At 67.1% G+C, this 24,896-nt stretch carries 21 protein-coding genes, 3 tRNA genes and 1 pseudogene; 22 read left to right on the top strand and 3 right to left on the bottom strand.

What is annotated here, in order from left to right; genetic code table 11:
- The first annotated feature begins 517 nt into the window (after positions 1 to 517).
- The 9 genes from nadD (at position 518) to RWR81_RS01770 (ending at position 6,077) form a co-directional block, all read left to right on the top strand.
- The gene (nadD, locus tag RWR81_RS01810; protein ID WP_314453541.1) at positions 518 to 1,201 is read left to right on the top strand and encodes a nicotinate-nucleotide adenylyltransferase; all 684 of its coding nucleotides are present in this window, start codon (positions 518 to 520) and stop codon (positions 1,199 to 1,201) included.
- The gene (locus RWR81_RS01805; RefSeq protein ID WP_314453538.1) at positions 1,191 to 2,810 is read left to right on the top strand and encodes a hypothetical protein; all 1,620 of its coding nucleotides are present in this window, start codon (positions 1,191 to 1,193) and stop codon (positions 2,808 to 2,810) included. The genes nadD and RWR81_RS01805 overlap by 11 nt, the downstream gene beginning before the upstream one ends.
- Positions 2,811 to 2,877: 67 nt before the next feature.
- On the top strand, positions 2,878 to 3,300 hold the full coding sequence (gene rsfS / locus RWR81_RS01800) for a ribosome silencing factor (RefSeq protein ID WP_314453536.1): 423 nt from the start codon (positions 2,878 to 2,880) through the stop codon (positions 3,298 to 3,300).
- On the top strand, positions 3,297 to 3,938 hold the full coding sequence (locus RWR81_RS01795) for a histidine phosphatase family protein (protein WP_314453534.1): 642 nt from the start codon (positions 3,297 to 3,299) through the stop codon (positions 3,936 to 3,938). Before rsfS ends, RWR81_RS01795 begins: the two co-directional genes overlap by 4 nt.
- Positions 3,939 to 4,031: 93 nt before the next feature.
- Positions 4,032 to 4,104 (top strand) — tRNA-Ala (locus RWR81_RS01790).
- A 41-nt stretch (positions 4,105 to 4,145) separates the two neighbouring features.
- Positions 4,146 to 4,218, top strand: a tRNA-Ala gene (locus tag RWR81_RS01785).
- 41 nt (positions 4,219 to 4,259) lie between these two features.
- Positions 4,260 to 4,332, top strand: a tRNA-Ala gene (locus RWR81_RS01780).
- 85 nt (positions 4,333 to 4,417) lie between these two features.
- Positions 4,418 to 5,065 carry a MarC family protein gene (locus RWR81_RS01775; protein WP_314453532.1) on the top strand — a complete coding sequence of 216 codons (648 nt, stop codon included), beginning with the start codon at positions 4,418 to 4,420 and terminating at the stop codon, positions 5,063 to 5,065.
- A gap of 124 nt (positions 5,066 to 5,189) precedes the next feature.
- The gene (locus RWR81_RS01770) at positions 5,190 to 6,077 is read left to right on the top strand and encodes a hypothetical protein (RefSeq protein WP_314453529.1); all 888 of its coding nucleotides are present in this window, start codon (positions 5,190 to 5,192) and stop codon (positions 6,075 to 6,077) included.
- A 116-nt stretch (positions 6,078 to 6,193) separates the two neighbouring features.
- On the opposite strand, the gene RWR81_RS01765 is transcribed toward RWR81_RS01770, so the two are convergent.
- Complete coding sequence (locus RWR81_RS01765; RefSeq protein WP_314453526.1) at positions 6,194 to 6,472, bottom strand: DUF1540 domain-containing protein; 279 nt, start codon at positions 6,470 to 6,472, stop codon at positions 6,194 to 6,196.
- Between the two features lie 314 nt (positions 6,473 to 6,786).
- The gene (gene deoD / locus RWR81_RS01760) at positions 6,787 to 7,509 is read right to left on the bottom strand and encodes a purine-nucleoside phosphorylase (protein WP_314453524.1); all 723 of its coding nucleotides are present in this window, start codon (positions 7,507 to 7,509) and stop codon (positions 6,787 to 6,789) included.
- 228 nt (positions 7,510 to 7,737) lie between these two features.
- On the opposite strand from deoD, the gene RWR81_RS01755 reads away from it, so the two are divergent.
- The 10 genes and pseudogenes from RWR81_RS01755 to RWR81_RS13665 form a co-directional block, all read left to right on the top strand.
- A complete protein-coding gene (locus RWR81_RS01755) occupies positions 7,738 to 9,315 on the top strand; it encodes a sodium-dependent transporter (protein ID WP_314453522.1) in 1,578 nt (525 codons plus the stop codon).
- Between the two features lies 1 nt (position 9,316).
- Entirely contained in the window at positions 9,317 to 9,490 is a 174-nt protein-coding gene (locus RWR81_RS01750; protein WP_314453519.1) for a methionine/alanine import family NSS transporter small subunit, read from the top strand.
- Positions 9,491 to 9,596: 106 nt separating this feature from the next.
- The gene (locus RWR81_RS01745; protein WP_314453516.1) at positions 9,597 to 10,448 is read left to right on the top strand and encodes an HAD hydrolase family protein; all 852 of its coding nucleotides are present in this window, start codon (positions 9,597 to 9,599) and stop codon (positions 10,446 to 10,448) included.
- Between the two features lie 176 nt (positions 10,449 to 10,624).
- The gene (locus RWR81_RS01740; RefSeq protein ID WP_314453714.1) at positions 10,625 to 12,460 is read left to right on the top strand and encodes a serine/threonine protein phosphatase; all 1,836 of its coding nucleotides are present in this window, start codon (positions 10,625 to 10,627) and stop codon (positions 12,458 to 12,460) included.
- A 91-nt stretch (positions 12,461 to 12,551) separates the two neighbouring features.
- Positions 12,552 to 13,286 (top strand): vitamin K epoxide reductase family protein, encoded by a 735-nt coding sequence (locus RWR81_RS01735; RefSeq protein WP_314453513.1) that lies wholly within the window; start codon positions 12,552 to 12,554, stop codon positions 13,284 to 13,286.
- A 50-nt stretch (positions 13,287 to 13,336) separates the two neighbouring features.
- The gene (locus tag RWR81_RS01730; protein WP_314453711.1) at positions 13,337 to 14,050 is read left to right on the top strand and encodes a metal-dependent transcriptional regulator; all 714 of its coding nucleotides are present in this window, start codon (positions 13,337 to 13,339) and stop codon (positions 14,048 to 14,050) included.
- A 61-nt stretch (positions 14,051 to 14,111) separates the two neighbouring features.
- Entirely contained in the window at positions 14,112 to 14,555 is a 444-nt protein-coding gene (locus RWR81_RS01725; protein WP_314453510.1) for an HIT family protein, read from the top strand.
- Between the two features lie 230 nt (positions 14,556 to 14,785).
- Complete coding sequence (locus RWR81_RS01720) at positions 14,786 to 17,755, top strand: class I tRNA ligase family protein (protein ID WP_314453507.1); 2,970 nt, start codon at positions 14,786 to 14,788, stop codon at positions 17,753 to 17,755.
- 22 nt (positions 17,756 to 17,777) lie between these two features.
- Positions 17,778 to 18,857 (top strand): ankyrin repeat domain-containing protein, encoded by a 1,080-nt coding sequence (locus RWR81_RS01715; RefSeq protein ID WP_314453505.1) that lies wholly within the window; start codon positions 17,778 to 17,780, stop codon positions 18,855 to 18,857.
- Positions 18,858 to 18,932: 75 nt separating this feature from the next.
- Positions 18,933 to 19,114 (top strand): annotated as a pseudogene (locus tag RWR81_RS13665) (hypothetical protein); the annotation flags it as partial.
- A gap of 121 nt (positions 19,115 to 19,235) precedes the next feature.
- Here the strand turns inward: RWR81_RS13665 and RWR81_RS01710 are convergent.
- A complete protein-coding gene (locus RWR81_RS01710; RefSeq protein ID WP_314453502.1) occupies positions 19,236 to 21,182 on the bottom strand; it encodes a helicase HerA-like domain-containing protein in 1,947 nt (648 codons plus the stop codon).
- 383 nt (positions 21,183 to 21,565) lie between these two features.
- Between RWR81_RS01710 and RWR81_RS01705 the strand changes: the two genes are divergently transcribed.
- The 3 genes from RWR81_RS01705 to RWR81_RS01695 all read left to right on the top strand — a co-directional run bounded on the left by RWR81_RS01705 (position 21,566) and on the right by RWR81_RS01695 (position 24,749).
- Positions 21,566 to 22,825: a glycosyltransferase gene (locus tag RWR81_RS01705; protein ID WP_314453498.1), complete on the top strand. Its 1,260-nt coding sequence runs from the start codon at positions 21,566 to 21,568 to the stop codon at positions 22,823 to 22,825.
- Between the two features lie 77 nt (positions 22,826 to 22,902).
- Positions 22,903 to 23,790: a DegV family protein gene (locus tag RWR81_RS01700; protein WP_314453495.1), complete on the top strand. Its 888-nt coding sequence runs from the start codon at positions 22,903 to 22,905 to the stop codon at positions 23,788 to 23,790.
- A gap of 152 nt (positions 23,791 to 23,942) precedes the next feature.
- Positions 23,943 to 24,749 carry a helix-hairpin-helix domain-containing protein gene (locus tag RWR81_RS01695; RefSeq protein ID WP_314453493.1) on the top strand — a complete coding sequence of 269 codons (807 nt, stop codon included), beginning with the start codon at positions 23,943 to 23,945 and terminating at the stop codon, positions 24,747 to 24,749.
- The last annotated feature ends 147 nt before the right edge of the window (positions 24,750 to 24,896 follow it).

The following is a 24,896-nucleotide window of genomic DNA, read 5'->3' as shown; positions in this document are numbered from 1 at the left end:
GCACGGCACATGACATGTGCATCGACTGCCTGCCTCATCCTTGTAATTGCACGGCAGGTAGTAGACGTGCCGGGGCCAGCATAGATCAGGTGCACCTGAAGCCGCCTGCTGAAATCGACGTCTGATGACATGGGCCTTGCCTACTGTTGTCGTCGATTGGAAGGTCGCCCTGGACAGTCCGGCCGACCTCGACCGCGCACGGGGCCAGTCGGCTCAGCTCCCTCGACTCCCTCGACGTCAGTTCCGGTCCGACCCGGGGAGGAGTGAGGAGACGACCGGACCGGGAGAGCAGGCGCCAGCGTTGGGAGTCACCGGGCGATCGCTGGATAACTGGTGATTCCCTGATATTATTCCGGGTATTGCCTTGTGTCGCTGCGCCATTGGCTGACAACTCGCTTATGGCGTTGCGGAGACCCACAATGGATGCATGCCGTGGCAGTATATTCGCCAACTGCAGTCGTCCGTACCGGTTGAGGAGAACCAACGTGTCCCCCAGGAATGAAGCGAGGCGCAGCGCGTGACCCAGTCTGCTCGCCCGCTTCGCATCGGCATCATGGGTGGAACCTTTGATCCGATCCACCACGGGCACCTTGTTGCGGCCAGTGAGGTTCAGAACGTTTTTGCCCTCGACGAGGTCATCTTCGTCCCCACCTGGGCTCAGCCTTACAAAAAGGAGCGCAGAGTCTCCCCAGCCGAGCACCGCTACCTCATGACGGTCATTGCCACAGCCTCCAACCCGAGATTCACGGTCTCCCGGGTCGACATCGATCGGGGCGGTACCACGTACACGATCGACACCCTTCATGACATCGCGGCCGAGTACCCGGGCGCGGAGCTGTACTTCATCACCGGTGCGGATGCCTTGGCGCAGATCCTCACCTGGAAGGACAGTGAGGAGATCTTCGATCTGGCCCATCTCGTGGGAGTGACGCGCCCCGGGCACCTCCTGAGTGACTCCGGGGTCCCCCGTGACCGGATCTCACTGGTGGAGGTGCCGGCCATGGCGATCTCGTCGACGGACTGCCGTCAGCGGGTCGGGGAAGGATTCCCGGTGTGGTATCTCGTCCCTGATGGTGTCGTGCAGTACATACGCAAGTACGGGCTTTATCGTATGGCCTTGCGGCCGGCGTCGGCGACGTCGATGACGGCGAGAGTGGCCCGCGAGCAGTCCCTGAGGAAGGAGAACGACGGTGAGCACTGAGCAGACCGGCGTCAATGCCCCCACGTCCGAGGAGCCGACGCAGGACGAGCACGCTCCACGCGGTAGTCGTCGGGCGATTCGGCAGGCGGAGCGCGCCGCCGAGCGCGAAGCGATCCTGACCGGGCAGCAGCCGCTCCTGACCCGACGCGAGATGAGACGCCTACGTGAGGAGGCCAAGGCGCTCAGGGCGGCCGTCGAGGCCGGTGAGATCACCCCTGAGCAGGCCCAGGCTCTTCAGGATCCGCTGGCAGATCCCGCATCGGTCACCGGTCGTTCGCAGGCTCAATCGGGTGCCGAGGCCGACACTGGGGCGGGGAGGTCGGCCGAGTCCCCGGCCGTGGACGATGACGGCGTCACCTACCTCGAGCAGGGCGGACAGAACCCGCCTCTCAACCTATCGGTTCCCGAGGGGCCATCGGCCTCTGCGCCGAGCTGGCGCTCGCTGTCGGCGGCCGAGGCTGTGGCGATCTCCGAGATCGAGACGGGTCTCATGGAGGCAGTGGATCTGCCGGTGGCGACCTTGGACTATGACGCCCACTGGGCCGCGGACTCCAGTTCGGCTCCGGCGCCGGTGCCCACTCGCTTCTCACTCAAGGATCGCCTCGAGGGCGGCCCGGCCTCTGATGCCGATGCGCAGAAGAGCATCGAGTCTCAGGGGCCGGCTGAGGTCGACGTCAACGAGCCCAGGACCGGTCCCTACGACTACAGGGAGGGCCTCGAGTCCGTGACTCGGGGAGAGACGATATCCTCCCAACCGGCGGAGGCCGTCTCCGCCGTCTCCGCATCCGCCACCGGTGTCGGTGACTTCGCCGCGTTCGGGCAGGACCGTGCCCCGGAGGCCTCCGAGTCCGCTCGCATCGGTCTGAGCGCCGGGTCGGCCTCCTCGACCGGCTCCGTGCGCCGTCCTATCGTGCGCATCCCGGCGGCTGCGCAGGGTGTCCGCACGGTCAATATCTCCACGGGCGAGCTCAGCTCGGTCCAACCCGTGGACAGCTCCTCGTCCGCCCAGGATGCAGCGGATGTCCAGGGTGCCTACGGTGTCGCCCCTATCGAGGAGCCGATGGTGCAGGAGAACGTCGCCGCGGTTGATGCTGAGGCATTGGCCATGATGTCCTCGCCCCAGTCGCAGCAGGGGGCTGAGTTCGGCTCGGTCGGTGCTCCACAGTGGAAGTCACTGCACCAGCCCGGTCAGACCGCCGGATTCCAGGAGACGATCGTGACCGGGGCCGTTGAGTCCTCCGACGCCGTGTCCTCGGAGGCTGTTAGCCCTTACGCCTTCTACACCGATGAGACTGAGGCCGGTCAGGGCCCGTCCGGAGGCTCGGAGTGGGACGCCGTGGCGGTCCCTGCCGCTGAGGCGCCCGAGGAACCGTATCTCGCCCCCGTCAACGAGGTGACTGGACGGGTCCCCGCTCCCGACCGCGTCCTACCGATGGAGCAGTCCGGTTCCTCTTCACGTACGGGCAAGATACTCATGGCTGCGCTCATCGTCGTCGTCGTGCTGCTCATTGTTGCGGTTGTGATCTGGCTGGTCGTGAGCGGCCGATTCAGCGCCAGCGCGATGAGTGCCACCGTTGAGACGGGGCAGTGGATCCGTCAGCTCGTATGACGGAGGCGTGCACGGTACAGTCGCCGCTGCTGCATGATGCCTGACTGACTCGTCCCGAAGGAGATCCGTGCCCGCCACCGAATATGCCGTCGGTCTGACTGCCACCGCCGCTCGTGCCGCGGCCGGTAAGAAGGCTGAGCACCTTGTAGCCGTCGACGTCTCCGAGCGACTCGGTCTGACCGACGTCTTCTTGCTGGCTTCCGGCTTGAACCACCGTCACGTCCACGCCATCGTCGACGCGATCGACGAGGCGATGCATCGCGCCGGGGCCAGGCGTCGGACCCGTGAGGGCTTCGCCGACGCGCACTGGGTGCTTGTGGACTACGGCGACGTCGTCGTCCACGTCCTACTGAACGAGGACCGGGAGTTCTACTCGCTGGAGCGCTTGTGGAAGGACTGCCCCACCATCGAGCTGCCGAAGGACCTGGTGGAGCAGCACGGCGGAGAAGGTGAGGGGGAAGGCCGTCCGGAAGGTACTGAGTCGTCATGACCGACCTCATCCTGTGGCGTCACGGCCAGACCGACTACAACCTTCAGGGGCGCATCCAGGGACGGGTCGATATCCCCCTCAATGAGACGGGGCGAGAGCAGGCTCGGCGAGCGGCCGACGGTATCGCGGCACTGGCACCCACACGGATCGTCTCCTCCCCGCTGACGCGAGCGCGCGCCACTGCCGAGGTTCTGGCGTCACTGACTGGGGTGGGCGTCGAGATCGACCCGGGACTGGCCGAGAAGTCCTTCGGAGACTGGGAGGGCCTCAAGGCGGCCGACATCAAGAAGCAGTGGCCCGAACACTACGACACCTGGCGCGCTGGTGGTGATCTTCCTCAGTTCCGGATCGAGGGACGCCGCGAGACCGCCGAGAGAGTGGGGGAGGCGCTCAAGGCCATCACCGCCGGCGCTGCGGAGGGAGAGGTCGTCGTGGCCGTCTCCCATGGGGCGGCCACCAACCTAGGGGCCACCTACCTGCTGGGCATGGACCCTCAGCAGTGGCTCGGCCTGCGCGGCATGAGCAACTGCTGCTACGCGCTCATGCGCACTAGCAAGCGTCCCCCGGGCTGGTCCGTGGTGAAGTGGAACGCCGGGCCGCCGGTGGACCCTAGCCCTCTGGGCAAGATCCTCGGCTGAGTGGGTGAGGTAGTACACGCGTCGCAGATTTGCCCTGACGGGGCCAGTCTCCATACAGTTATCCGCGTCGCCGCACGCGAGCGACACCCGGACGGGGCTATGGCGCAGTTGGTAGCGCGCTTCCATGGCATGGAAGAGGTCGGGGGTTCGAATCCCCCTAGCTCCACGAACCGCTCGGAATTCTTCTCCGGGTGGAGCACCCACATCGGGGCTATGGCGCAGTTGGTAGCGCGCTTCCATGGCATGGAAGAGGTCGGGGGTTCGAATCCCCCTAGCTCCACGAACCGCTCGGAATTCTTCTCCGGGTGGAGCACCCACATCGGGGCTATGGCGCAGTTGGTAGCGCGCTTCCATGGCATGGAAGAGGTCGGGGGTTCGAATCCCCCTAGCTCCACAGTTCTTCATCAGCAGGTCCTGCCGTCAGGCGAGGGCCGTTTTGTTTCTCTGCTCGCCGCCGGCGTGTGCGGCACAATGCGGATATGGCTATCGCTGTGCTGGTCAAGGCCCTGGGCGCCTTCTTCGCGATCATGAACCCCTTCGTCAACCTGCCCCTGTTCCTGAGTCTCACACAGGACCAGGATGCCGCGACCCAGCGGCGCACGGCGGTTCGTACAACGATCTCCTCCACCGTCATGTGTGCCGTCATCCTGCTCCTCGGCGCGACAATCCTGAGGTTCTTCGGCATCGGCGTCGACGACTTCCGGATCGCGGGTGGAATCGTCCTGCTCATCATCTCCCTGTCCATGCTCAACGGCAGTGGATCCAGCGCCCATGAGGGAAGCGCGCGGGAGAAGGAGCAGCACGACGCCGTTGCTGGCAGTGGGAACGATGTCGCCTTTTACCCCATGACCTTTCCTATCCTCGTGGGTCCGGGAACGGTTGCGACCATCATCGTCATCCAGTCCCAGGCTCAGGGGCTGGGCGGGCATGCGGCTGTTGCGACTGCGCTGGCAGTCATCCTCCTGACACTCGGGATCGTTCTCTACTTCTCCGCCACCATCGGTGCGCGTCTGTCCATGACGATGCGCACCATCATGACCCGCCTCATGGGCATGATCCTGGCCTCGATCGCGGTACAGATGATCGTCGTCGGGATCCAGCACCTCTTCCCTGGGCTGGCTCACTGAGACGCGCTCCACGCACATGTGTCCCTAAGGGCTGGCTCTTCAGAGACTCTGAGGGTAGCCTCACCTTCAGATGTTGCTGGGGCACCCGCTCCCACGTGCAGCAACACGGTAGGAAGGTAAGCGTGTGACGTCCGTTCAGGTCCCCGACATCATGCAGCGCGCCCGGCGCACGGCTAGGCGCCTCCTGGCCGGCGGTGGAAGCGCCGCGGTGACGGCCTACCGCATCGACCCCTCCGCGCCCGCCGCCTTCGTCGCTCACGCTATGCGGGCCGATGGTCGGGTCCTCGTGGCCGCCTGCCCGCCTCAAGGTACCCCGCTGGCCATCGCGCCCGACGACGTCGCCGTCGACGTCCGCCTCGACGTCACCCTCGACGCCGCCGAGCCCGGCGTGCGCATCACCGCTGCCACGGCCCACCTGCTGGGCAGTCTGACGTGGGTAGACGGTGAGGACCGGGCGCTCGTTCTGGCCTCATCCCGGACATCTGCCTGCCACTGCGCCATCGTCGGTGAGGATCCTCTTGAGCGCGTACGTGAGATCGCCGCGGGGCCCGGAGGGCGCCTGGGCGTCATCGCCTGCGAACGGGTCATGCTCCACTGCGTCTCCGGGGTCTCCAGCCATGACATCGAGGAGATCCTTGACTTCGAGTCCGCCGACGACGGCTCAGCGCCTTCCGTCTCCTGGAGCCCCCAGGAGGTCATGGACGCCCATGAGGCGGTCAGTGCGGTCGGCCAGCTGGGACTGCGCGCCGTCTGTGAGGCCGTGAGCGAGGGGCAGATGTCCGGGTGGACCTGCTCCTCCCGCCCCGCCGTCGGTGTGTGCCCCACGTTGTGGGACAAGACCCTGTGTGTCGACGTCGACGCACACGGGGTTACTCTCATGTCCATCACCGGTGAGGAGGTCGCCACCCTGGTGGTCTCCTTCCCGGAGGCTCTGGCCAGCGCCGCGGAGGTTGGGCCGGTTCTGGAGCGGCTCGCCTCCCAGGCCCTGCCGCAGCGCCTGGCCCGGCCCTGAGGTCGCCAATCTCGACTGATTCCGAGCACCTGAGTGTCGACATCGAAATGGGGGACTCCACCACATGGTGGAGTCCCCCATTGGCCCCCAGCCGCTCGAGCCGGAGGTCCTTGTGATCAGCGAACCTCGTAGGTCTTGCAGGCGGCGGTGTCGCCGCCGACGGTCACGGCCTCGGCCGTGCACATGAGGTCCTTGTTGTGGACGCACTCGAGGCGCTGGCAGGCCCCCACGTGTCCCTCGGCCACGGGCAGGCCGCCGCGTGCATCGAGGCTGATGAAGGTGTCACAGGCCGGTGCGCCATTGTCGCCACCAACGGTGATGGCGAAGGCGGTGCAGCCCCCGTTGTTGAAGGCGCAGGAGGTGGTGGTGCAGGAGGCGATCTGAGTGACGGACATGATGCTTTTCCTTTCGAGCGGGTGTGCGCGCTGCAGACATGAATAACGTAAATCTGCGCGCGCACCCCGGCAACGAAGGACAGCCTGGCCTGCATCACTCGGTGCTGCTAAACGTTGGAATTTCAGTGTTCTGGCATTGTCGCCCGGGGTGGATCCGTCATTGTGGAGGCCTTGAGAGAATATGGGGTTGTGTGCCGTTGAGTTTCGTTATTCCGATCAGGTAAGGCAAGTCTTGTGGGAAGAAGGCGAAGGATCTCATCCTTCCTGTACCCCGTGCCCGTGGTAGGGGACCTCGGTTTCGTCTGTTGCTGGCCTCAGCTGTGGGCGGCGGCCACGGCCAGGCGCAGAGAGTCGGCGAAACGCGTCTCGCGCTCGGCGGCGCTCATGTCGCCCGAGTGGTCGAGCATGTGGTCGGAGACGGTCAGGACCGCCAGAGCCTGCTTGCCGTACTCGGCGGCGACGCCGTAGAGGGCGGCCGTCTCCATCTCCACCCCCAGCACCCCGTAGTCGGCCAGGGCCTCGGTCTGACCTTCGGGTGTGAAGTAGAAGTGATCGCGTGAGATGACCGTGCCCAAGTGGACTGCTCCATCAACCGCTGCCTGCCCGGTCAGTGAGGCCTCATAGGCGGCTCGGGCCAGATGGAAGTCGGCGACCGCGGAGAAGTTGACGCCCGGGATGCGCAGTTGATTCATCGAGGAGTCCGTGTGAGCGCCGGTGGCCACGATGACGTCGCCGATCCTGATCTTCGGGGAGACGCCTCCGGCGGTTCCCACCCGGATGATCCGCTCCACCCCGAACTGGCTGAACAGCTCGGTGGCATAGATCGTGAAGGACGGCTGGCCCATGCCTGAGCCCATGACACTCAGGGGCCTGCCGTTTACGGTTCCGGTGAAGCCCAGCATCCCGCGCACGTCGGTGACCAGGCGGGCGTCGTCCATGAGGGTCTCGGCGATGCGCTGGGCCCGCCGGGGGTCTCCGGGCATGAGGACGGCCGGGGCGAAGTCTTCTGGTGCTGCGGCAATGTGCGGGGTGGACATGGGGCTCCTCTCAGAAGGGGTGGGTGCTAGGTTTGGTGACGTTCAGTGTGACACATGTCGCGTGACAAAGAACAGGAGATCATCCTCCATGACGTCCGTATCGTGGACATCGGACGACACATCGTGGTCGTGAAAGCTAGCGTCAAGAAATAGAGGGGCCTGCGACCAATCCGCAGGAAAAGGCGGCCGATGGGGCGCCTTCGTTTGCGAGATCACGGAAGGTTGCTCATGACCTCCAAGACAGGGGAGAGCGAGTCTCTTCAGGCACCACCGCGCGAGCAGTGGAGCGGACAGCTCGGCTTCCTCATGGCCGCGATCGGTTCGGCGATCGGGTTGGGTAACATCTGGCGCTTCCCGGGTGTGGCCTACGCCAACGGTGGCGGCGCCTTCATCGTCCCCTACGTCATCGCGCTGCTGGCGGCCGGACTGCCGATCCTCTTCCTCGACTACGCCCTGGGACACCGCTTCCGGGGCTCGCCGCCGGCGGTCTTCCGACGCCTGTCCACCAGGCTGGAATGGCTGGGGTGGTTCCAGGTCTTCATCTGCTTCGTCATCATGACCTACTACGCAGTGGTTGTGGCCTGGTCCCTGCGCTATATGCTTTTCTCCTTCACCATCGCCTGGGGCGATGACGCGGGAGGCTTCTTCCAGCACTACATTGGAATGGATCGCCTGGGTTCCGAGGTCGGCTACTCGCCGACCATCGTCATGGGTGTGGCCGTCCCGTTGCTGTTCGTGTGGGCTTTCGGCCTGGTCGTCACCGCCCTGGGCGTGAATGATGGCGTGGAGAAGGCCAACAAGATCTTCCTCCCGCTGCTTGTCCTCATGTTCGCCGCCCTCGTGGTGCGCGCACTCCTGCTGCCGGGTGCGGGTGAGGGGCTCAACGCCCTATTCACCCCCAAGTGGTCGGCTCTGCTGGACTACAAGGTGTGGATGGCCGCACTCGGGCAGATCTTCTTCTCCCTGTCCGTGGGCTTCGGCATCATGCTCACCTATGCCTCCTACCTTCGGCGGCGCCGCTCCAACCTGGTGGGCACCGGCCTGGTGGCGGGCTTCGCCAACTCCTCCTTCGAGCTGCTCGCAGGTATTGGCGTCTTCGCTACTCTCGGCTTCATGGCGGGCGCCCAGGGCACCAGCGTCGATAAACTGGAGAACATCACGGGCCCCTCGTTGTCCTTCATCACCTTCCCCACCGTCATCTCGCAGATGCCCGGCGGTGCGCTGTTCGGAGTGCTCTTCTTCGCGTCCTTCGCAATGGCGGGGCTGACCTCCTTCATCTCCATCATCCAGGTGGTGGCCGCCGGGGTGGGGGAGAAGCTCGGCCTGGTCCCGAAGAAGGCCTCGCTCGTCGTTGGTGTCCCGGCCGCTGTGCTGTCCTTCATCCTGTTCGCCACCAGCTCGGGGCTACCGGACCTCGACGTCGTCGATGCCTTCATCAACAACATCGGCGTGGTCGCCTCGGCCATCATCATGTGCGTGGCCGTAGCCTGGGTTCTGCGGCACACCGGGCTGCTCCAGGACCACCTCAACGCCGTCTCCGAGTCGCGGATGATCGGTCTGTGGTGGCGTGTTCTGGTCGGCGGCATCGTTCCTGTTCTGCTGGGCTACATGTTCGTCCAGACTTTGTGGACCTATGTCACCCAGGGATACGACACCTACTCGAACGGCTTCATCATGGTCTTCGGCTGGGGGATGCTCCTGCTGGTCGCTGTTGCCACCTCGGTGATGTCCTTGATTCCCTGGAAGTCACCGGTGGACGAGTTCGAGCCCCTCGCGCTTGAGTCCGCCCCCGAGGAGGAGAAGTGAGATGACCGGGATCGCCGTACTCGTCATGCTCGCGGCCGTCGTCATCATCTGGGGCGGCCTGGCGGTCTCCATCACCGCGCTCATCTCGCGCGGACGTCGCGAGGATCGTGACGCCCGGGTGGAGGCCGCGGTGCGGGCTCGCGAGCACATGCTTCATCCCAAGCAGGCCGACTGACCCGTTCGGCGTCCACTGACAAGACAGATGGGAAGAGAGACTGACTCCACCACCCGTTCGGGCCCCGGTTCGACCGGTCTTCAGCCGAATGAGCCACAATACGCCTATGACTCAGACTGATGTGAGCCTTCAGCAGCCCCGTCTGGTGGCCTTCGACCTCGATGACACGCTGGCACCCTCGAAGTCGGCCATGCCGCCCGCGATGGCCACGGCGCTGAGGAGGCTGCTCGACGTCGTCCCCGTCTGCATCATCTCCGGGGGGCAGATGGGCCAGTTCCGCGACCAGGTTCTGGCCCACCTCGACGCCGACGCCGACGAGCTCTCCCGGCTCCACCTCATGCCCACCTGCGGCACGCGGTACTACACCTACGATCCCTCCCAGGCCGGTCGGGGAACCGACGCCTGGAGGCTGGTCTACGCCAATGACCTCACGCCCGAGCAGATCCGCGCCGGCTTCGAGATCGTCGAGGCTCAGGCGCGCCGGCTCGGCCTGTGGGAGGAGCGGACCTGGGGTGACATCCTGGAGGACCGTGGCAGCCAGATCACCTTCTCCGCCCTGGGGCAGGACGCCCCTCTGGAGGCCAAACGCGCCTGGGACCCCACGGGGGAGAGGAAAGCCGCACTGCGCGACGCCGTCGCCCCGCTCCTGCCGGAGCTGGAGGTTCGCTCCGGCGGTTCCACGAGCGTGGACATCACCCTCAAGGGGGTCGACAAGGCCTACGGCATGAAGCGCCTGGCCGAGGTCACCGGGATCGCGCTGGAGGAGATGCTCTTCATCGGTGACCGCCTGGACCCCGAGGGCAACGACTACCCGGTCAAGGCCCTGGGCGTTCCCTGCCAGGCCGTGGGTGGGTGGCAGGATACCGTTACCTACGTCACCTCCCTGGCGAGCTTCATCGCCTCCCAGGAGTACAGTGAGGACCACGTCACCCGGGTGTCCCTGGGGGGCCGTCCCTGAGGTGGGCAGTGACACGCTCGGATTCCGATACGCGCTCTGATGCCGCCGGCCCGTGGCGCGGCGTGTTGACGGCCGCCCGTGACCGCTGCGTCCGGGTCGTCACGGTGCCGTTGTCTCTGCGGACCTGGTGGCGTCGGCGTTGCTCAGGCACCCGTACGGCCATTGGCACGACGGCGATGATCCTGGCCTCCGGCCTGGTCTCCCTCCTCCTGGGGCTGTCCACGGCGACGGCCTCAGCGCCGGTCGGTCCCCATGAGGCGACCTGGTCGACGACCCTGGACTCCAGCATCACGCTCGACCTCGGGCCACTGGGGACCGCCTCGATGGAATCGCCCGCGGGAGTCCTCGGCCTCAAGGTGGTCCTGGGCGAGATCCCCGGCGACCCGGCTCCCGACGCCGCCGATGCAGCCAGCGTGGGGCGTTCACTGTCCTCCGACGCGGCCTCCTATCTCTCCCTCGTCTCCCATCCCGACCTGACGATCCGGCAGGGCCTCCACGGCCTGGCCGGTGACGCCCTGCGCCGGGCCGGGGTCGTTGAGGCGATCTTCCTGTGCTGCGTGGCCGCCTGGCGCCTGGCTCGGACGAAGCCCCTGCGCGAAACGGTCCGCGCCGGCGCCTCGCACCGCTGGGCGATGATCGTGGTGGTCTCAGTGACTACAGCCACCGTGACCTCCCTGCTGGTCCCGGCGATGCGCACGGACGCCGCGTACGGCTCCACCCTGTCCGTCCTTGAGGGCACCCCACTGGCCCGGGCCCGATTCTCAGGACGCATCGCCGACGTGGTCACTGCCTACGGCCCCAAGGCGCGCTCCTTCGTCGAAACCAACAAGGACTTCTACGCCAAGGCGGACACCAACCTGCGTATCGCCTGGAAGACCGCCGAGCAGACCGATGGTCTTGTGGACATCACCGCCGTCGACGGAGAAGTGGATACCGGGGATCTTCAGGCGCGGCTTCAGGCCTCCTCCGCGAAGGTCGTGGTGGAGGCCGGTCCGCCGCCGCAGGAAGAGACCTTCCCGCCCCCCGATTCCCTGACGACATCTGCGATGCCGTCGGCCCCCGCATCACCTTCGGTCACGGCGCCTCCAGTGACGGGGGCCCGCTCGGTTCCCGAGCGTGGCCGCAAGACGGCTGTGCTCACCACCGATCTGCACTGCAACCTCGACGTCATCGCCTTCTCCGGAGTCCTCGATCAGCTCTCCGGTGCGGACGTCCACATGGATGACGGCGACCTGACCATGACCGGCTCCGCCCCGGAGCGGGTGTGTGTCGATGCGCTGACCCAGGCGGTACCGGGATCGACGGCGAAGGTCGCCACTATCGGCAACCACGATTCCGACGCCACAGCCGCCCACCTGCGCTCCCAAGGATGGACCGTTACCGACGGCTCGGTCCAGAATGTCGCCGGAATCTCAGTCCTCGGTGATGATGACGCCGAACGTACGACGGCGGCGGGCACCAGACCACGCAGCGATGAGACCACCGAGCAGATCGCTGCCCGCCTGGCCAAGGTCAGCTGTGAGCGCACACCGGTCGACGTCATCCTCATCCATCAGCCGGCCGCCTTCGATCCCCTCATGAAGGAGGGCTGCGCGCCGCTGCTCCTGGCCGGGCACGTCCACGCTGAGCGAGGGATGACTACGGCGATCAGCCCCCGGACCGGTGGGCCCGTCTCCGGGATCATCTCCGGGGCCGGTAAGGGCGGAACCTCGCTCGGTTCGGTGACGGAGGACGCCTTCCTCCACGTTCTGTCCTTCGATGCCACGGGTGCGCTGGTGGCCTGGCGCGCGGTCATTCTCCACCCCGATGCCTCGGTGACGGTGGGGGCGTGGCGGCCGGTTCCGGGCCTCCCCCCGGGGCAGGAGACGGCGATCATGTCTTCGACTCCCGGTGCCTCGGCGTCGGTCTCCTCGGAGCAGTCGCCGAGCGAGGTGCCGGCCGAGTCTGAGGAGGGGAGGGAGCCGCAGGAGGGCGCCGAGCCGCAGGACCAGAACGGGTTCTCGGACGGGTAGGGCACAGGCGGTCCGTTGTGGCATACGCTCTTACTCTGATAGTCAGACCACTAGAAGAACTCGTGACGCGCACCCGGTGAGGAGACTGACGATGTCGCGCATGCCCACAGATGCCGAGATCGACGAGATGAGCGAGGCCGAGCTCGAGGCCTATCTGGGGTCGGCCCCCGAGCGGGAGCTCGACCGGCGTACTCGACGTAACACCGATGACGGCCCTGCCGGCTCGCCCGCCTGGTTGCGCCGCTCCGGGGCCGAGCGAGGCTTCGGCGGACTGCTCATCGTGTGCGGGCTCATCGGGATCGTCGCCTGTTGGGAGCTCATCAGCGCTCAACTGGATCTGCTGCGCAACCCGGATGCGGATCTGATCTGTGATGTTAGTCCCTTGGTGTCCTGCGGAGACTCCCTCAATGTGTGGCAGGGCAACCTTCTGGGGGTGCCGAACTCCTTCGTCGGGGGCATCGCCTTCGGTGCCTTGGCTGCGATCGGAGCGGCCCTGTTCAGCGGCGCGCGCCTGCCGCGGTGGATGTGGTGGGGGCTGAGCGCCGGCAGCCTGGGAGGGATCGCCTTCGTCATCTGGTTCCTGTCCGTCTCCATCATGACCTTCGGCAAGCTCTGCCCGTTCTGCATGGTCATCTGGTCCGTCACCATCCCGGTGGCCGCCCACTCCTGGGCCTGGACCGCGGCCGGTGGGCACCTGGGGCTGCGAGACAACCTGGCCCTCGACCTGCTCAGGGCCCGCTGGTGGATCATGACGGCGATGTACCTGGCGGTCGTCATCACCATCATCATCGCTTTCGGCAGCCAGCTGGCGAAGGTGTTCGGGTGACGTCGCCCGTGAGCAGGACGGACTCGACCGGATCCGCCTGGAAGCCGTCGGTGGTGGGGGACTCGACCGTCACCCAGGACTACCTCAAGGTCGTGTGGGCCGCCTGCGAGTGGGGCGGGGCGGGTGCCTCCATCACCGGCCTGGCCAAGCGCATGGAGGTGGCGCCGTCGACCGCCTCGGAGAACGTGGCCCGTCTGGTGGACGAGGGGCTGCTCATCCATGAGCCCTACAGGGCCGTCACCCTATCCGAGGAGGGCAGGCGTCGGGCCATGGGCATGATCCGCCGTCACCGCATTCTGGAGACCTACTTGGTCACTCAACTCGACTTCGGCTGGGACGAGGTGCACGCCGAGGCCGAGGAACTCGAGCACGCCGTCTCCGAGCGGCTGCTGGAACGGCTCGACGCGGTCCTGGGGCATCCCACACGAGACCCGCACGGGGACCCGATCCCTACGGCGGATGGTCGGCTCGTCGTGCCCGACCTGGTGCGCCTGGAGACCCGGCCAGTGGGGTCCGACGGCGTCGTCGGACGGATCCAGGACGACTCCGAGACGCTGCGCCGTCTGGCGCGGGCGGGTATCGGGCTGGACAGCCGGGTGCGGATCCGCGACCGCGGCACCGTGGCACCCGCCAAGGAGGGTGGCAAGCGCCGGCGGGCGACCGTCATCGCCCTGCTGGACCCGGAGGCCTCGCGCGGCGGGGCGCCGCCCGGGGGAGCACCGGAGGCCATCATCCCCGACGGCTCCCTGTGGCTGCTGGCCTGATCAGGATCGCCGCCTGTATGAATCTGGACGGATCCGGGCGGGGCTGGGGGACAATGGGGTCATGAGCACGATTTTCACCAAGATCATCAAGGGTGAGATCCCCGGCCGTTTCGTGTGGGCGGACGAGGTCTGCGTCGCCTTCGCCACCATTGAGCCGCACACCGACGGGCACGTCCTGGTGGTTCCGCGGGTCGAGGTCGACTCCTACATCGATGCGCCCGACGACGTGGTGGCGCACCTGGCTGTGGTCGCCAAGCGCATCGGTGCCGCGCAGGTGCGCGTCTTCGAGGCGCCCAGGGCCGGGCTCATCGTGGCCGGCTACGGGATCGACCACCTGCACCTTCATGTGCTGCCAATCCGCTCCGAGGAGGACCTGTCCTTCTCCTCTGCCCGCCACCCCGAGGGACCCGAGCTCGACGCCGCCATGGAGCGCCTGCGGGCCGGCCTCGTCGAGGACGGCTGGGGTGAGTTCGTGCCCGCGAGGCTGGACAGCTCGGCAGTGTAACGACGCACTGAATCGACGTTTTCTTCATAGGCGACACGTATACGTGTCGCCTATGAAGAAAACGTCGATATTGGTAGACATTGAGGGCCTATGCCGCGGCTGCAGTGGGTTCCACCGACGTGACCGGTCTCGCCCGCCCGGGGAGCAGACGCCGTCGGGCCCCACTGTCGCCGGGCGATAGGCTGTGCCCCAGCACCAGGAAGCACGAGTAGGAAAAGAGCGCTGCTGCGATGTCAGAGAGAACCGCACCGGGCGAGTCCGACACCCCTTACCGCTACACGGCGGCCCTGGCGGACTCCATCGAGACCGCCTGGCAGGACCGCTGGGAGGCCGAGGGCACCTTCAACGCCGACAACCCCGTCGGCGCCCTGGCAGGCCCCGGGGCGGACAAGGAGAAGTACTTCCTGCTGGACATGTTCCCCTACCCCTCCGGCAAGGGCCTGCACGTGGGTCACCCGCTGGGTTACATCGCCACCGACGTCGTTGCCCGCTTCACCCGCATGACCGGTAAGAACGTCCTGTACACGATGGGCTACGACGCCTTCGGCCTGCCCGCCGAGCAGTACGCCGTCACCACCGGCCAGCACCCGCGCATCTCCACCGAGGCCAACATCGCCAACATGCGCCGCCAGCTGCGTCGCCTGGGCCTGTCCCACGACCCGCGCCGCTCCCTGGCCACCATCGATGTCGACTACGTGCGCTGGACCCAGTGGATCTTCCTGCAGGTCTTCAACTCCTGGTTCGACCCCGAGGCCCCGCGCCGCGACGGCCGCGGCAAGGGCGCGGCCCGGCCGGTGTCCGAGCTGCGCGACAAGCTCGCCTCCGGCCAGGTCCCCGTCCCCGGCGGCCGCGGCTGGGCCGGCCTGAGTGGCGCCGAGCAGGCCGAGGTCATCGACTCCTTCCGCCTGGCCTACGTCTCCAACGCACCCGTCAACTGGTGCCCCGGCCTGGGCACGGTGCTGGCCAACGAGGAGGTCACCGCCGAGGGCCGCTCCGAGCGCGGCAACTACCCCGTCTTCAAGCGCAGCCTGCGCCAGTGGATGATGCGCATCACCGCCTACGGCGACCGCCTCGCCGAGGACCTGGACACCGTGGACTGGCCCGAGAAGGTCAAGCTCATGCAGCGCAACTGGATCGGCCGCTCCGAGGGCTCCGAGGTGACCTTCGCCGTACCCGGGGCAGGTCAGGACGCGTCGCTGAGCGTCTACACCACCCGCCCCGATACCCTCTTCGGCGCCACCTTCATGGTGGTGGCCCCCGAGCACCCCATGCTGGGAGGCGTCGAGTCCTCCGGCTCGGTGCGCACCGAGACCCAGATTGCCGACGACGCCGCGGCCCTGACCGTCCCGGCCGCCTGGCCCGAGGGCACCAAGGAGGCCTGGACCGGCGGCTACGCGACCCCGGCCGAGGCCGTGTCCGCCTACCGTGCCCGGGCCGCGGCGACATCGGACGTCGAGCGCACCGACGAGGGCCGGGTCAAGACCGGTGTCTTCACCGGCTTCTTCGGCATCAACCCCGTCAATGACGCGAAGGTGCCGGTCTTCGTGGCCGACTACGTCCTCATGGGGTACGGGACCGGCGCCATCATGGCCGTGCCCGCTCACGACGAGCGCGACTACGCCTTCGCCACCAAGTACGACGTCGACATCATCCAGACCATCGGCCCGGCCGATGACCCCCACGGCGTCGACCTGACCGCCCAGGCCTACACCGGTGACGGTGTCGTCGTGAACTCCGCCCAGGGCGACCTGGACATCAACGGCATGAGCAAGGACGAGGCCAAGGCCACCATGATCGGCTGGCTGGAGGCCAAGGGCGCCGGCCGCGGCGCGGTCACCTACCGCCTGCGCGACTGGCTCTTCTCCCGCCAGCGCTACTGGGGCGAGCCCTTCCCGATCGTGTGGGACGAGGACGGCGGCGTCCACGCACTGCCCGAGTCGATGCTGCCGGTCGAGCTGCCCGAGGTCACCGACTACTCGCCGCGCTCCTACGACCCCGACGATGCCGACTCATCCCCGGAGCCGCCGCTGGGCAAGGCCACCGAGTGGGTCGAGGTCGAGCTCGACCTGGGCGACGGCCCCCGGACGTACTATCGCGAGACCAACACGATGCCGCAGTGGGCCGGCTCGTGCTGGTACGAGATGCGCTACATCGACCCCACCGATGACAATGCGCTCGTCGACCCGGCCAACGAGGCCTACTGGATGGGGCCGCGCCCCGAGGCCGGCAACACCTCCGGCGGCACCGACCTGTACGTCGGCGGCGTCGAGCACGCCGTCCTGCACCTGCTCTACGCGCGCTTCTGGCACAAGGTCCTGTTCGACCTGGGTCACGTCTCCTCCTCCGAGCCCTACCACCGCCTCTTCAACCAGGGTTACGTTCAGGCCTACGCCTACACCGATGCTCGTGGCCAGTATGTGCCCGCCGACGAGGTCGAGGAGGTCACCGCCGAGGACGGCACCACCAGCTACCTGTGGCAGGGGCAGCCGGTGCGCCGCGAGTACGGCAAGATGGGCAAGTCCCTGAAGAACATCGTCACTCCCGACGACATGTACGAGGCCTACGGCGCCGACACCTTCCGCGTCTACGAGATGAGCATGGGGCCGCTGGACGCCGACCGCCCGTGGGACACCCGCGCCGTCGCCGGCAGTCAGCGCTTCCTGCAGCGCCTGTGGCGCAACGTCGTCGACGAGACCACCGGCGAGCTGACGGTGGTCGACGAGTTCGCCGACGAGGAGACCCGCCGGCTCGTGGCCAAGACGATCGTGGGCGTGCGCGAGGACTACGAGGGGATGCGCCTGAACACGGCCATCGCCAAGCTCATCGTCCTCAACAACCACCTCACCGGGCTGAGCGTGGTCCCGCGTGAGGCCGTCGAGGCCCTCGTCCTCATGACGGCGCCCGTGGCCCCGCACATCGCCGAGGAGATCTGGAAGCGTCTGGGCCACGAGCACTCCCTGGCCCACGAGGACTTCCCGGTCGTGACCGACGAGTCCCTCCTGGCCGCCGAGAAGGTCACCTGTGTCGTCCAGGTCAAGGGCAAGGTCCGTGACCGCCTCGAGGTCGACCCCGGTATCTCCGAGACCGAGTTGGAGAGGTTGGCCCTGGCGGCCCCGGGCGTCATCCGCACCCTGGACGGGCGCGGTGTTCGCAAGGTGATCGTCCGCGCCCCCAAGCTGGTGAGTATCGTTCCCGAGTGACTAGGCAGGACATCATGAGGGGATGCGAATGGTGAGGCTGCGGAAGACTCTTCCTGAAGGGATCGCCGATCTTTTATCTGGCGGCGACCTGGAGCAAATATCGGCCACACTTTCCAGGTATGAGATCGGTGCTCGGACGCGAGATTATTCGAGGAGTACGGTGCTGCATCTCACCCCGTGCTCGAACGAAGTGGTTCGCTGGCTCGTTGAGCGCGGTGAGGACATCAATGCTGAGAACCGTTTCGGTGACCGGCCTTTGCACTGTCGTGTTTCTCATGGAGAATATGACCAGATTCCTTTGCTGTTGGATCTGGGCGCCGACATCGAGGCCGCGAATCCCAAGGGAGTGACCCCCTTGCTTGTTGCTGCAAGTCACTGCTACCTGAAGGCGATCGATATCCTTCTTGATTCCGGGGCCGATGCAACGAAGCACAAACGGGGCTGGAGCGGGGATGAATACAGTGCCATCTATCTGGCGCTCAGTAGAGAACCTCCACCGCTGCACGCGCTCAACGTCATCGAGCGACTTATTGCAGCCGGGGCGCGCCCTACCGGCGCTGAGGCACCGTTGCTTCGAGAGATGAGTAAGGATCACCAACGCGCGCTCGCTAAAGGTCTGCGCAGCGAGAGAATTACAGAAGCAGGGCGAGCGATAGATCGTCTATTTGAGATCTGCGGTGTTGATCCTGTCGCTCCTATCAAGTTTCATGATGGAATCAGTCCTATCGTGGTTCCCGCAGGAGACTGGAAGAAGGCGTTTGGGGCGCTATGGGATTCTTTGGTTCCCCTCTCTGGGCGTGCTAAAACTGCTCAGGGTGAAGCGATTCGTATTGGTGGGCGGATCAGTTACGAGATCCTCCACAACGGCGGGGGAAACTGGGATAGGGCATATGAGAGACTGGTCGATGGGCTGTCCGGTATTCTCGGCTCCGGTGTGTCTTTGCCTGCCGGTGAGTTAGCTGAGGTCCGCCAGCACCTGGCGGCGTTGCGACAGGCGGCTTACGACGAATATGCCATCGACCGAGTCAGTGAACTCGCTGTCGCCTGGGTTCGTCTCAACCCGTCGCCCATTCCCAATCCGCTACCGGACGTTGGGCGGTGACATGCAGGAGCCTGTTCTGTCGTGCTCGTCGAATCAACGGCGTGGCCAACGCGGTACCCGCCGGACCGCAAGGCCTTCCCGGTCGTGACCGCTGAGGCGCCGCTGGCGGCTGACAAGGTCACCTGCATCATCTAGGTCAAGGGCAAGGCCAACGACCGTCTCGAGGTCGACCCCGGCATTATCCGCACCCTGGACGGGCGGGGCACACGCACGGTGATCGTCCGGGCCCCGAGCTGGTGAGCATCGTCCCCGAGTGACCGGGGCGGGCTCTCCGACGGCGTCGTTCACAGTCATGGTTGAGTAGCCGAGGAACAGCACGAGGGGCTGCACGAACCGAGATGGTTTGGTGCGGCCCCTTCGCTCTGCTTGAGTCGGTGCTCAGCGGCGCCTGAGCGTGCCGAAGATGGAGCGCGTGATCTCGCGGGTGATCTGACGGCCCACGGAGCCGATGGTCTTCTCGATCTCCCGCTGGCGGCGCTCGGCGGCCTTCTCCGCCTCGCGCTGGCGGCGCTGGGCCTCCTTGACGGCCTCGCGCTCCAGGCGCTCGGCCTCCTTCTGACGCTGAGCCGCCTGGCGGGCGGCCTCTTTCTCCAGGGCCTTCTGGGCGGCGGCGTCGGCCTTGGCCTGCTCCTTGGCGGCCTGCTCGGCGGCTCGGGCGGCCTGCGCTGCCTCGGCGTCGGCCTGGACCCGCTGGGCCAGCAGTTCGTAGGCGGACTCGTTGTCCACCCCGGTGGCGTACTTGGACTTGAGCGGTGAGGAGCCCAGCACCTGGTTGACGGTGCCGTCCTGGGCCGGCCCCATGACGGCGGCGGGCACGTTGACGACCACCGGGGCCACCGGGGCCGGGCGCCCCTTCTCGTCCAGGACGCTGATGACGGCCTGGCCGGTTCCCAGCGACGTGAGCACCCGGCTGAGGTCGACAGGGCTGACCGGGAAGGTGGAGACCGCCTTCTTGAGGTTGGCGGCGTCGGCCGGGGTGTGGGCGCGCAGGGCGTGCTGGACCCGGCTGCCGAGTTGGGCCAGGACCTCGTCGGGAACATCCGTGGGGGACTGGGTGATGAAGACGATGCCCACGCCCTTGGAGCGGATGAGCCGCACCGTGCGCACCACGGCCTCCAGGAAGGCCTTCGAGGCGCCGGAGAACAGCAGGTGGGCCTCATCGAAGAAGAACACCATGGTGGGCTTGTCCGGGTCGCCCACCTCCGGCAGCGTCTCGAAGAGCTCGGCGAGCAGCCACATGAGGAAGGTGGAGAACAGCGTGCCCTGGGACTGGATGTCGGCCAGCTCCAGTGCTGAGATGACGCCCCGCCCGTCGGGCGAGACCCGCATGAGGTCACGTACGTCGAGCGCCGGCTCGCCGAAGAAGGCCTCGCCGCCGGCGGCCTCCAGCGCCGCGATCTCACGCAGGATGACCCCGGCCGTCGCGGCCGAGACCCCACCGATGGTCTTGAGCTCCTCCTTACCGGCCTCCGTGTTCGTCAGGTAGTCGACGACGGCGCGCAGGTCCTTGAGGTCCAGCAGGGCCAGCCCCTGGCCGTCCGCCCAGTGGAAGACGAGCTGGAGGGCGGAGGCCTGCGTGTCGTTGAGGCCCAGGACCCGCGAGAGCAGGATCGGCCCGAACTCGGTGACCGTCGTGCGGATCGGGGTGCCGCTGATGCCGGCGCCGGAGTCCGACCCGCCGAGGTTGAACAGTTCGATGGGGAAGGACTGGCCCTTCCAGTCCTGACCGGTGGAGCCGATCCGGGAGACGATCTTGTCGTTGGAGGCGCCTGCCTCGGCGAGGCCGGTCAGGTCTCCCTTGACGTCGGCGAGGAACACTGGGACGCCAGCACTGGACAGGCCCTCGGCCAGGAGCTGGAGCGTGCGGGTCTTGCCGGTCCCGGTCGCGCCGGCCACCAGCGCGTGCCGGTTGAGCAGCCCCAGAGGGATGCCGACCGATAGACCCTTGACCGCAGCGGGCTCGCCGCCGGAGAGCGTGTCGAGGTAAGTGCCCACTGCCAGGGTGGGGGAGGAGAAGCTGTAGCCGGCGCGGACGTCGGCGGTGTAGCCGGTCTCCTCGGCGTCAGGCTCGGCCTCTGCCTGATCCTGTGCTGCGGGGGTTTCCTGCGCCGGCGCCTGCGCGGGAGCGGCGGGCTGTGCGGAGTCGGCGGGGGTGACGGCGTCGGCCGGCTCCATGACCGGGACGGTTTCAGTGGAGACGGGACTGGAGGAGGCGATTGCGGCGTCGAGGGCGGCTTGAGCAGCGGCGGCCTTGGCTGTGGCGGCTTCGGCGGCGGCCTGAGCGGCCTCGGCTTTGAGGCGTGCGATCTCAGCGGAGTCGGTCATGATGTCATCGTAAACGCCGCCCCTGTCAGGGCGCTGATCCTGGCGTGTCGGAAGCCTGACGTGCCCTCGGATCAGGGAGGGGCGAGGAGGGGGCTCCGAGGACTTCGGTCATAGGGGTCTCACGGGCACCAAGGCGCTGGTGAGCAGGAGAAATGGAAAGAAAACGGTCTTTATGTGGTTTCGGGCCCTGTGGGCGGCGAGAACGTGGCAGACAGGGTAGCCTCTGAGATCGGAAGTCTTCGTGACCACGCGTCCGGCTCCGTACCCTCCACCCGTCCCCTGCCACGAGGTCTGTGCGCCCCTATGTTGTCCCGTCCGTCGTCACGCCCGGATGTGCCGCCCTCGTGGGGCGGGTTGCCGCCACTTCCAGCCGACAGGATCGGATGAGCATCATGCGGATCGCCTTCTTCATCGACGACTACCTGCCTTCCGTCCATGGTGTGGCCACTTCCACAGCCACCTTCCGGGCGGCCTTGGAGGGTATGGGCCATGAGGTCTATGTGGTGGCTCCCAAGGCCGAGGGCTACGAGGAGACCGACGACCATGTCATCCGCCTGCCCTCCTCGCGCTACTACGTCTTCGACAGCCGCGAGGTCGCCACCATCTACCCCGGTCTGGCCAAGCGCTTCGACGCCTACGACTTCGACATCGTCCACAGCCAGACCCAGTTCAGCCTGGGCGTCCTGGCCCACTGGGTGGCAAAGCGTCAGAACATCCCTCACGTCACCACCATCCACACCCTCTACACCGAGCTCATCGACGACTACCCGTTGGCCGTGATTTCCGGCCTGCTGGCTCTCTCCGTCGCCTTCCCCGTGGCGCTCAAGTCGATGCCGGTTCTTCCCCGGGTTCGTCGCAACTCCATCAAGCACCTCAACCGGCGTGATATGAAGATGGCCCTGTCCCGTCAGGGGTGGCGGTTGACGGCGGCCTTCGCCAACAAGTGCGACGCCTGCCTGTCGCCCTCCAAGCACCTGGCCCGGATCCTCATCGATGATGGTGGACTGGCCGCTCCCTGCATAGTGCTGCCCAACGGCCTGGACTCCGGTCGCTACCGCCGGGCCAACGCCGCCGACTCTCCGGTCCCCAAGGCCTCCGGTGAGAAGATCATCATCTGTGTGGCGCGCCTCAGCCCCGAGAAACGGCAGATGACACTCATTGAGGCCATGCCTTACCTGGCCGACATGCCGGTCAAGCTGGTGCTGGTAGGGCCCGGTCCTTCCCAGGAAGAGTTGTGCCTACGCGCCGAGGCCCTCGGAGTCGCCGACCGGGTGATACTTGCCGGGCAGTGCTCGCCCGAGGAGGTGGCCGCCCTGCTCAAGCAGGCCGACGTCTTCTCCCTGGCCTCCTACCACTTCGACAACCAGCCCATGGTGTTCCTGGAGGCCGCCGCCTCCGGGCTGCCCATCGTCTACTGCGACGAGCGGATGACTGAGTGCCTCACCGAGTACAACGCGATCCTCACCGACGGGATCGAGGGGGAGGACTTCGCCCGGGTCTTGGCCTCGCTGCTGTCCGATGAGTCCCGGCTCGCCGAGCTGTCCGACGGCGCCTTGAAGGTGGCCCGGCAATTCGACTCCGAGGCGGTGACCGAACGGCTCGTCGCCCTCTACACCGATCTCATCGCCTCCCGCAGCGCCTGACAGATGGAACCCGGTAGCCGGTTTCGACTGGCACCGCCTGGCCGGCGAGCGCAGGGAAAGCCGATAGGGTAGACGGCATGTCGCTCGCCGTCGTCACCGATTCGGCCGCTTGCCTGACGGAGCCCCTGGTGCGCGGTCGTGCGATCGAGGTGGTTCCGCTCCACGCCGTGCCCGGTGAGGACGGAGCGCCCGGAACCACGTCACGTCCAAGCGTTCAGGAACTGGTGGACGCCTATCGCCGCGCAGCGCGACGGGCCGAGGAGGTCCTGGCCATCCATATCTCCTCGGCGTTGTCCGGCACCTTGGAAAACGCCCGTACCGCCGCGGCCCAGATCGAGGCCGAGCTCTCCGGTGACGTGGGGCACACCGGGACTGGGCGGGTAACGAATACGGTTCGTCGCAGGCCGCAGTGGCTGCGTGTCGTCGACTCCGGCACCAGCTCGGGTGCCCTGGGACTCGCGGTGCTTGCCGCCGCGCGCGCCCATGACGCTCGGCGTGGCGCGGCTCTGGCTCAGGCCAGCACTGCCCGTTCCTGCCAGCTCTTCGTCGTGGACGACCTGGGCCGGCTGGCCCGCTCCGGGCGGATCGATCGCACCACCGCTCGCCTCGACGGTGTCCTCGGAATCCGGCCGGTCCTGGCCCTCACCCGCGACGGGATCCGGGCTGCGGAGACCGTGCGCGGCGCGGCCCGCGCCAGGCGCCACCTCATCGCGCAGGCCGTCCGTGCTGCTGGCGGAACCGCCCTGTCCGGCCCAAGGCGCCCCGCCGACCCGGTGCGTCTGGCCATCCAGGGCGACGATGCCGACATGCTGGCGCAGCTCGAGAGCGGTCTGCGCGAGGCCATGGAGGAGGCCGGCGCCATTGTCAGCGAGATCCTCACACTCCCGGTTGACGAAGCGACCCGTACCCATGTGGGCCCCGGAGCCCTTGGCATCGCCGTGGCTCCCGACCTCCAGTCCCGCTGAGTGCGGCGCGACGCCGCGTTCCACCCCGTTGCCGATGTTCACTATCGGACACGACGACGTCCGGTTGCCACAGGCAGCCGGTTGCGAGTGCTCTCCACAAGGCAGACGGGGCGACTGTGCGGGGACCAGCTCCAGCTCTTAGCGTCGGAGGCATGGGCGTCAGGAGAAGCACCGGGAACCGGTCCCTGGACGACCTTGTGCGTCTGGCGTGCTCGACCGACCCCGAGGAGCCTGTGCGTCGGCCGCGCCGTCTGGCGATCGCACCGAGAGCCGCCGTCGTCGCCGGCTCCGTTCTCCTTATCCTGGCCGTCGTCCTGGCACTACGGGCCGTGATGACCTCCACCGCGGCCGGCGGCGAATCGATTCCGGCCGCAGCCGGGACCACCGCTGCGGCGCGTCCCTCGGCCGCCGTATCCACCGCTGGGCCGATCGCGGGTACGGCTACAGGCCCGGGAGGACACGCTCCGGGGGGACCGAGGGCCGGCGCCAGCAGCGTCGTCATCCATGTCACCGGGGCGGTGACCAGGCCGGGTGTTGTGATCCTGGGGACAGGCAGCCGCGTTACCGACGCCATCAATGCCGCTGGGGGAGCCGCTCCGGACGCGGACGCCGAGCAGCTCAACCTCGCTCGAGTCCTGACTGACGGCGAGCAGATCCGGGTGCCGCGCGTCGGCGAGGTCCTGCCCGATCCTGCACCCCAGTCCGCCGGGGCCGCCGGCTCCGGAACGAGCGCGGCTTCTGGAAGGCCCGATGGCGGTGGCTCCTCAGGGTCGGTCAATATCAACACGGCCTCGACATCTGAACTGGAGAAGCTTCCCGGTATTGGCCCGGCCCTGGCCCAACGGATCGTGGAGTACCGCGACTCCCATGGACCCTTCGCCAGCGTTGACGCGCTCACCGATGTCCCCGGCATCGGTCAGGCCAAGCTCGAGGCCCTGCGAGAACAGGCCTCTGTATGAGTGCCGCCTCCGCTGTCACCGACTCCCGGGCCCCGTGGGACGACCCCGCGCTCTGTGAGCGCCTGCGCCAGGACCGGCTCCGACGCCGCAGGCGACATGCGCACGCGACCTCCTCCAAGGCCCCCGAGGCCCTCGACCTGCGTCTGC

This window comes from uncultured Actinomyces sp. (assembly GCF_963526355.1).
GTDB lineage: Bacteria > Actinomycetota > Actinomycetes > Actinomycetales > Actinomycetaceae > Actinomyces.
The sequence above is the reverse complement of the archived record's forward strand: the minus strand, read 5'-3'. Positions and strand labels throughout refer to the sequence as shown.

What these genes read in the sequence shown, in the direction of transcription:
- RWR81_RS01795 (WP_314453534.1), top strand. Translation starts at nt 3,297, where the DNA reads ATGACCGACCTCATCCTGTGGCGTCACGGCCAGACCGACTACAACCTT.
- RWR81_RS01775 (WP_314453532.1), top strand. Translation starts at nt 4,418, where the DNA reads ATGGCTATCGCTGTGCTGGTCAAGGCCCTGGGCGCCTTCTTCGCGATC.
- RWR81_RS01765 (WP_314453526.1), bottom strand. Translation starts at nt 6,472, where the DNA reads ATGTCCGTCACTCAGATCGCCTCCTGCACCACCACCTCCTGCGCCTTC.
- deoD (WP_314453524.1), bottom strand. Translation starts at nt 7,509, where the DNA reads ATGTCCACCCCGCACATTGCCGCAGCACCAGAAGACTTCGCCCCGGCC.
- RWR81_RS01755 (WP_314453522.1), top strand. Translation starts at nt 7,738, where the DNA reads ATGACCTCCAAGACAGGGGAGAGCGAGTCTCTTCAGGCACCACCGCGC.
- RWR81_RS01750 (WP_314453519.1), top strand. Translation starts at nt 9,317, where the DNA reads ATGACCGGGATCGCCGTACTCGTCATGCTCGCGGCCGTCGTCATCATC.
- RWR81_RS01745 (WP_314453516.1), top strand. Translation starts at nt 9,597, where the DNA reads ATGACTCAGACTGATGTGAGCCTTCAGCAGCCCCGTCTGGTGGCCTTC.
- RWR81_RS01740 (WP_314453714.1), top strand. Translation starts at nt 10,625, where the DNA reads ATGATCCTGGCCTCCGGCCTGGTCTCCCTCCTCCTGGGGCTGTCCACG.
- RWR81_RS01735 (WP_314453513.1), top strand. Translation starts at nt 12,552, where the DNA reads ATGTCGCGCATGCCCACAGATGCCGAGATCGACGAGATGAGCGAGGCC.
- RWR81_RS01725 (WP_314453510.1), top strand. Translation starts at nt 14,112, where the DNA reads ATGAGCACGATTTTCACCAAGATCATCAAGGGTGAGATCCCCGGCCGT.
- RWR81_RS01720 (WP_314453507.1), top strand. Translation starts at nt 14,786, where the DNA reads ATGTCAGAGAGAACCGCACCGGGCGAGTCCGACACCCCTTACCGCTAC.
- RWR81_RS01715 (WP_314453505.1), top strand. Translation starts at nt 17,778, where the DNA reads ATGCGAATGGTGAGGCTGCGGAAGACTCTTCCTGAAGGGATCGCCGAT.
- RWR81_RS01710 (WP_314453502.1), bottom strand. Translation starts at nt 21,182, where the DNA reads ATGACCGACTCCGCTGAGATCGCACGCCTCAAAGCCGAGGCCGCTCAG.
- RWR81_RS01705 (WP_314453498.1), top strand. Translation starts at nt 21,566, where the DNA reads ATGAGCATCATGCGGATCGCCTTCTTCATCGACGACTACCTGCCTTCC.
- RWR81_RS01700 (WP_314453495.1), top strand. Translation starts at nt 22,903, where the DNA reads ATGTCGCTCGCCGTCGTCACCGATTCGGCCGCTTGCCTGACGGAGCCC.
- RWR81_RS01695 (WP_314453493.1), top strand. Translation starts at nt 23,943, where the DNA reads ATGGGCGTCAGGAGAAGCACCGGGAACCGGTCCCTGGACGACCTTGTG.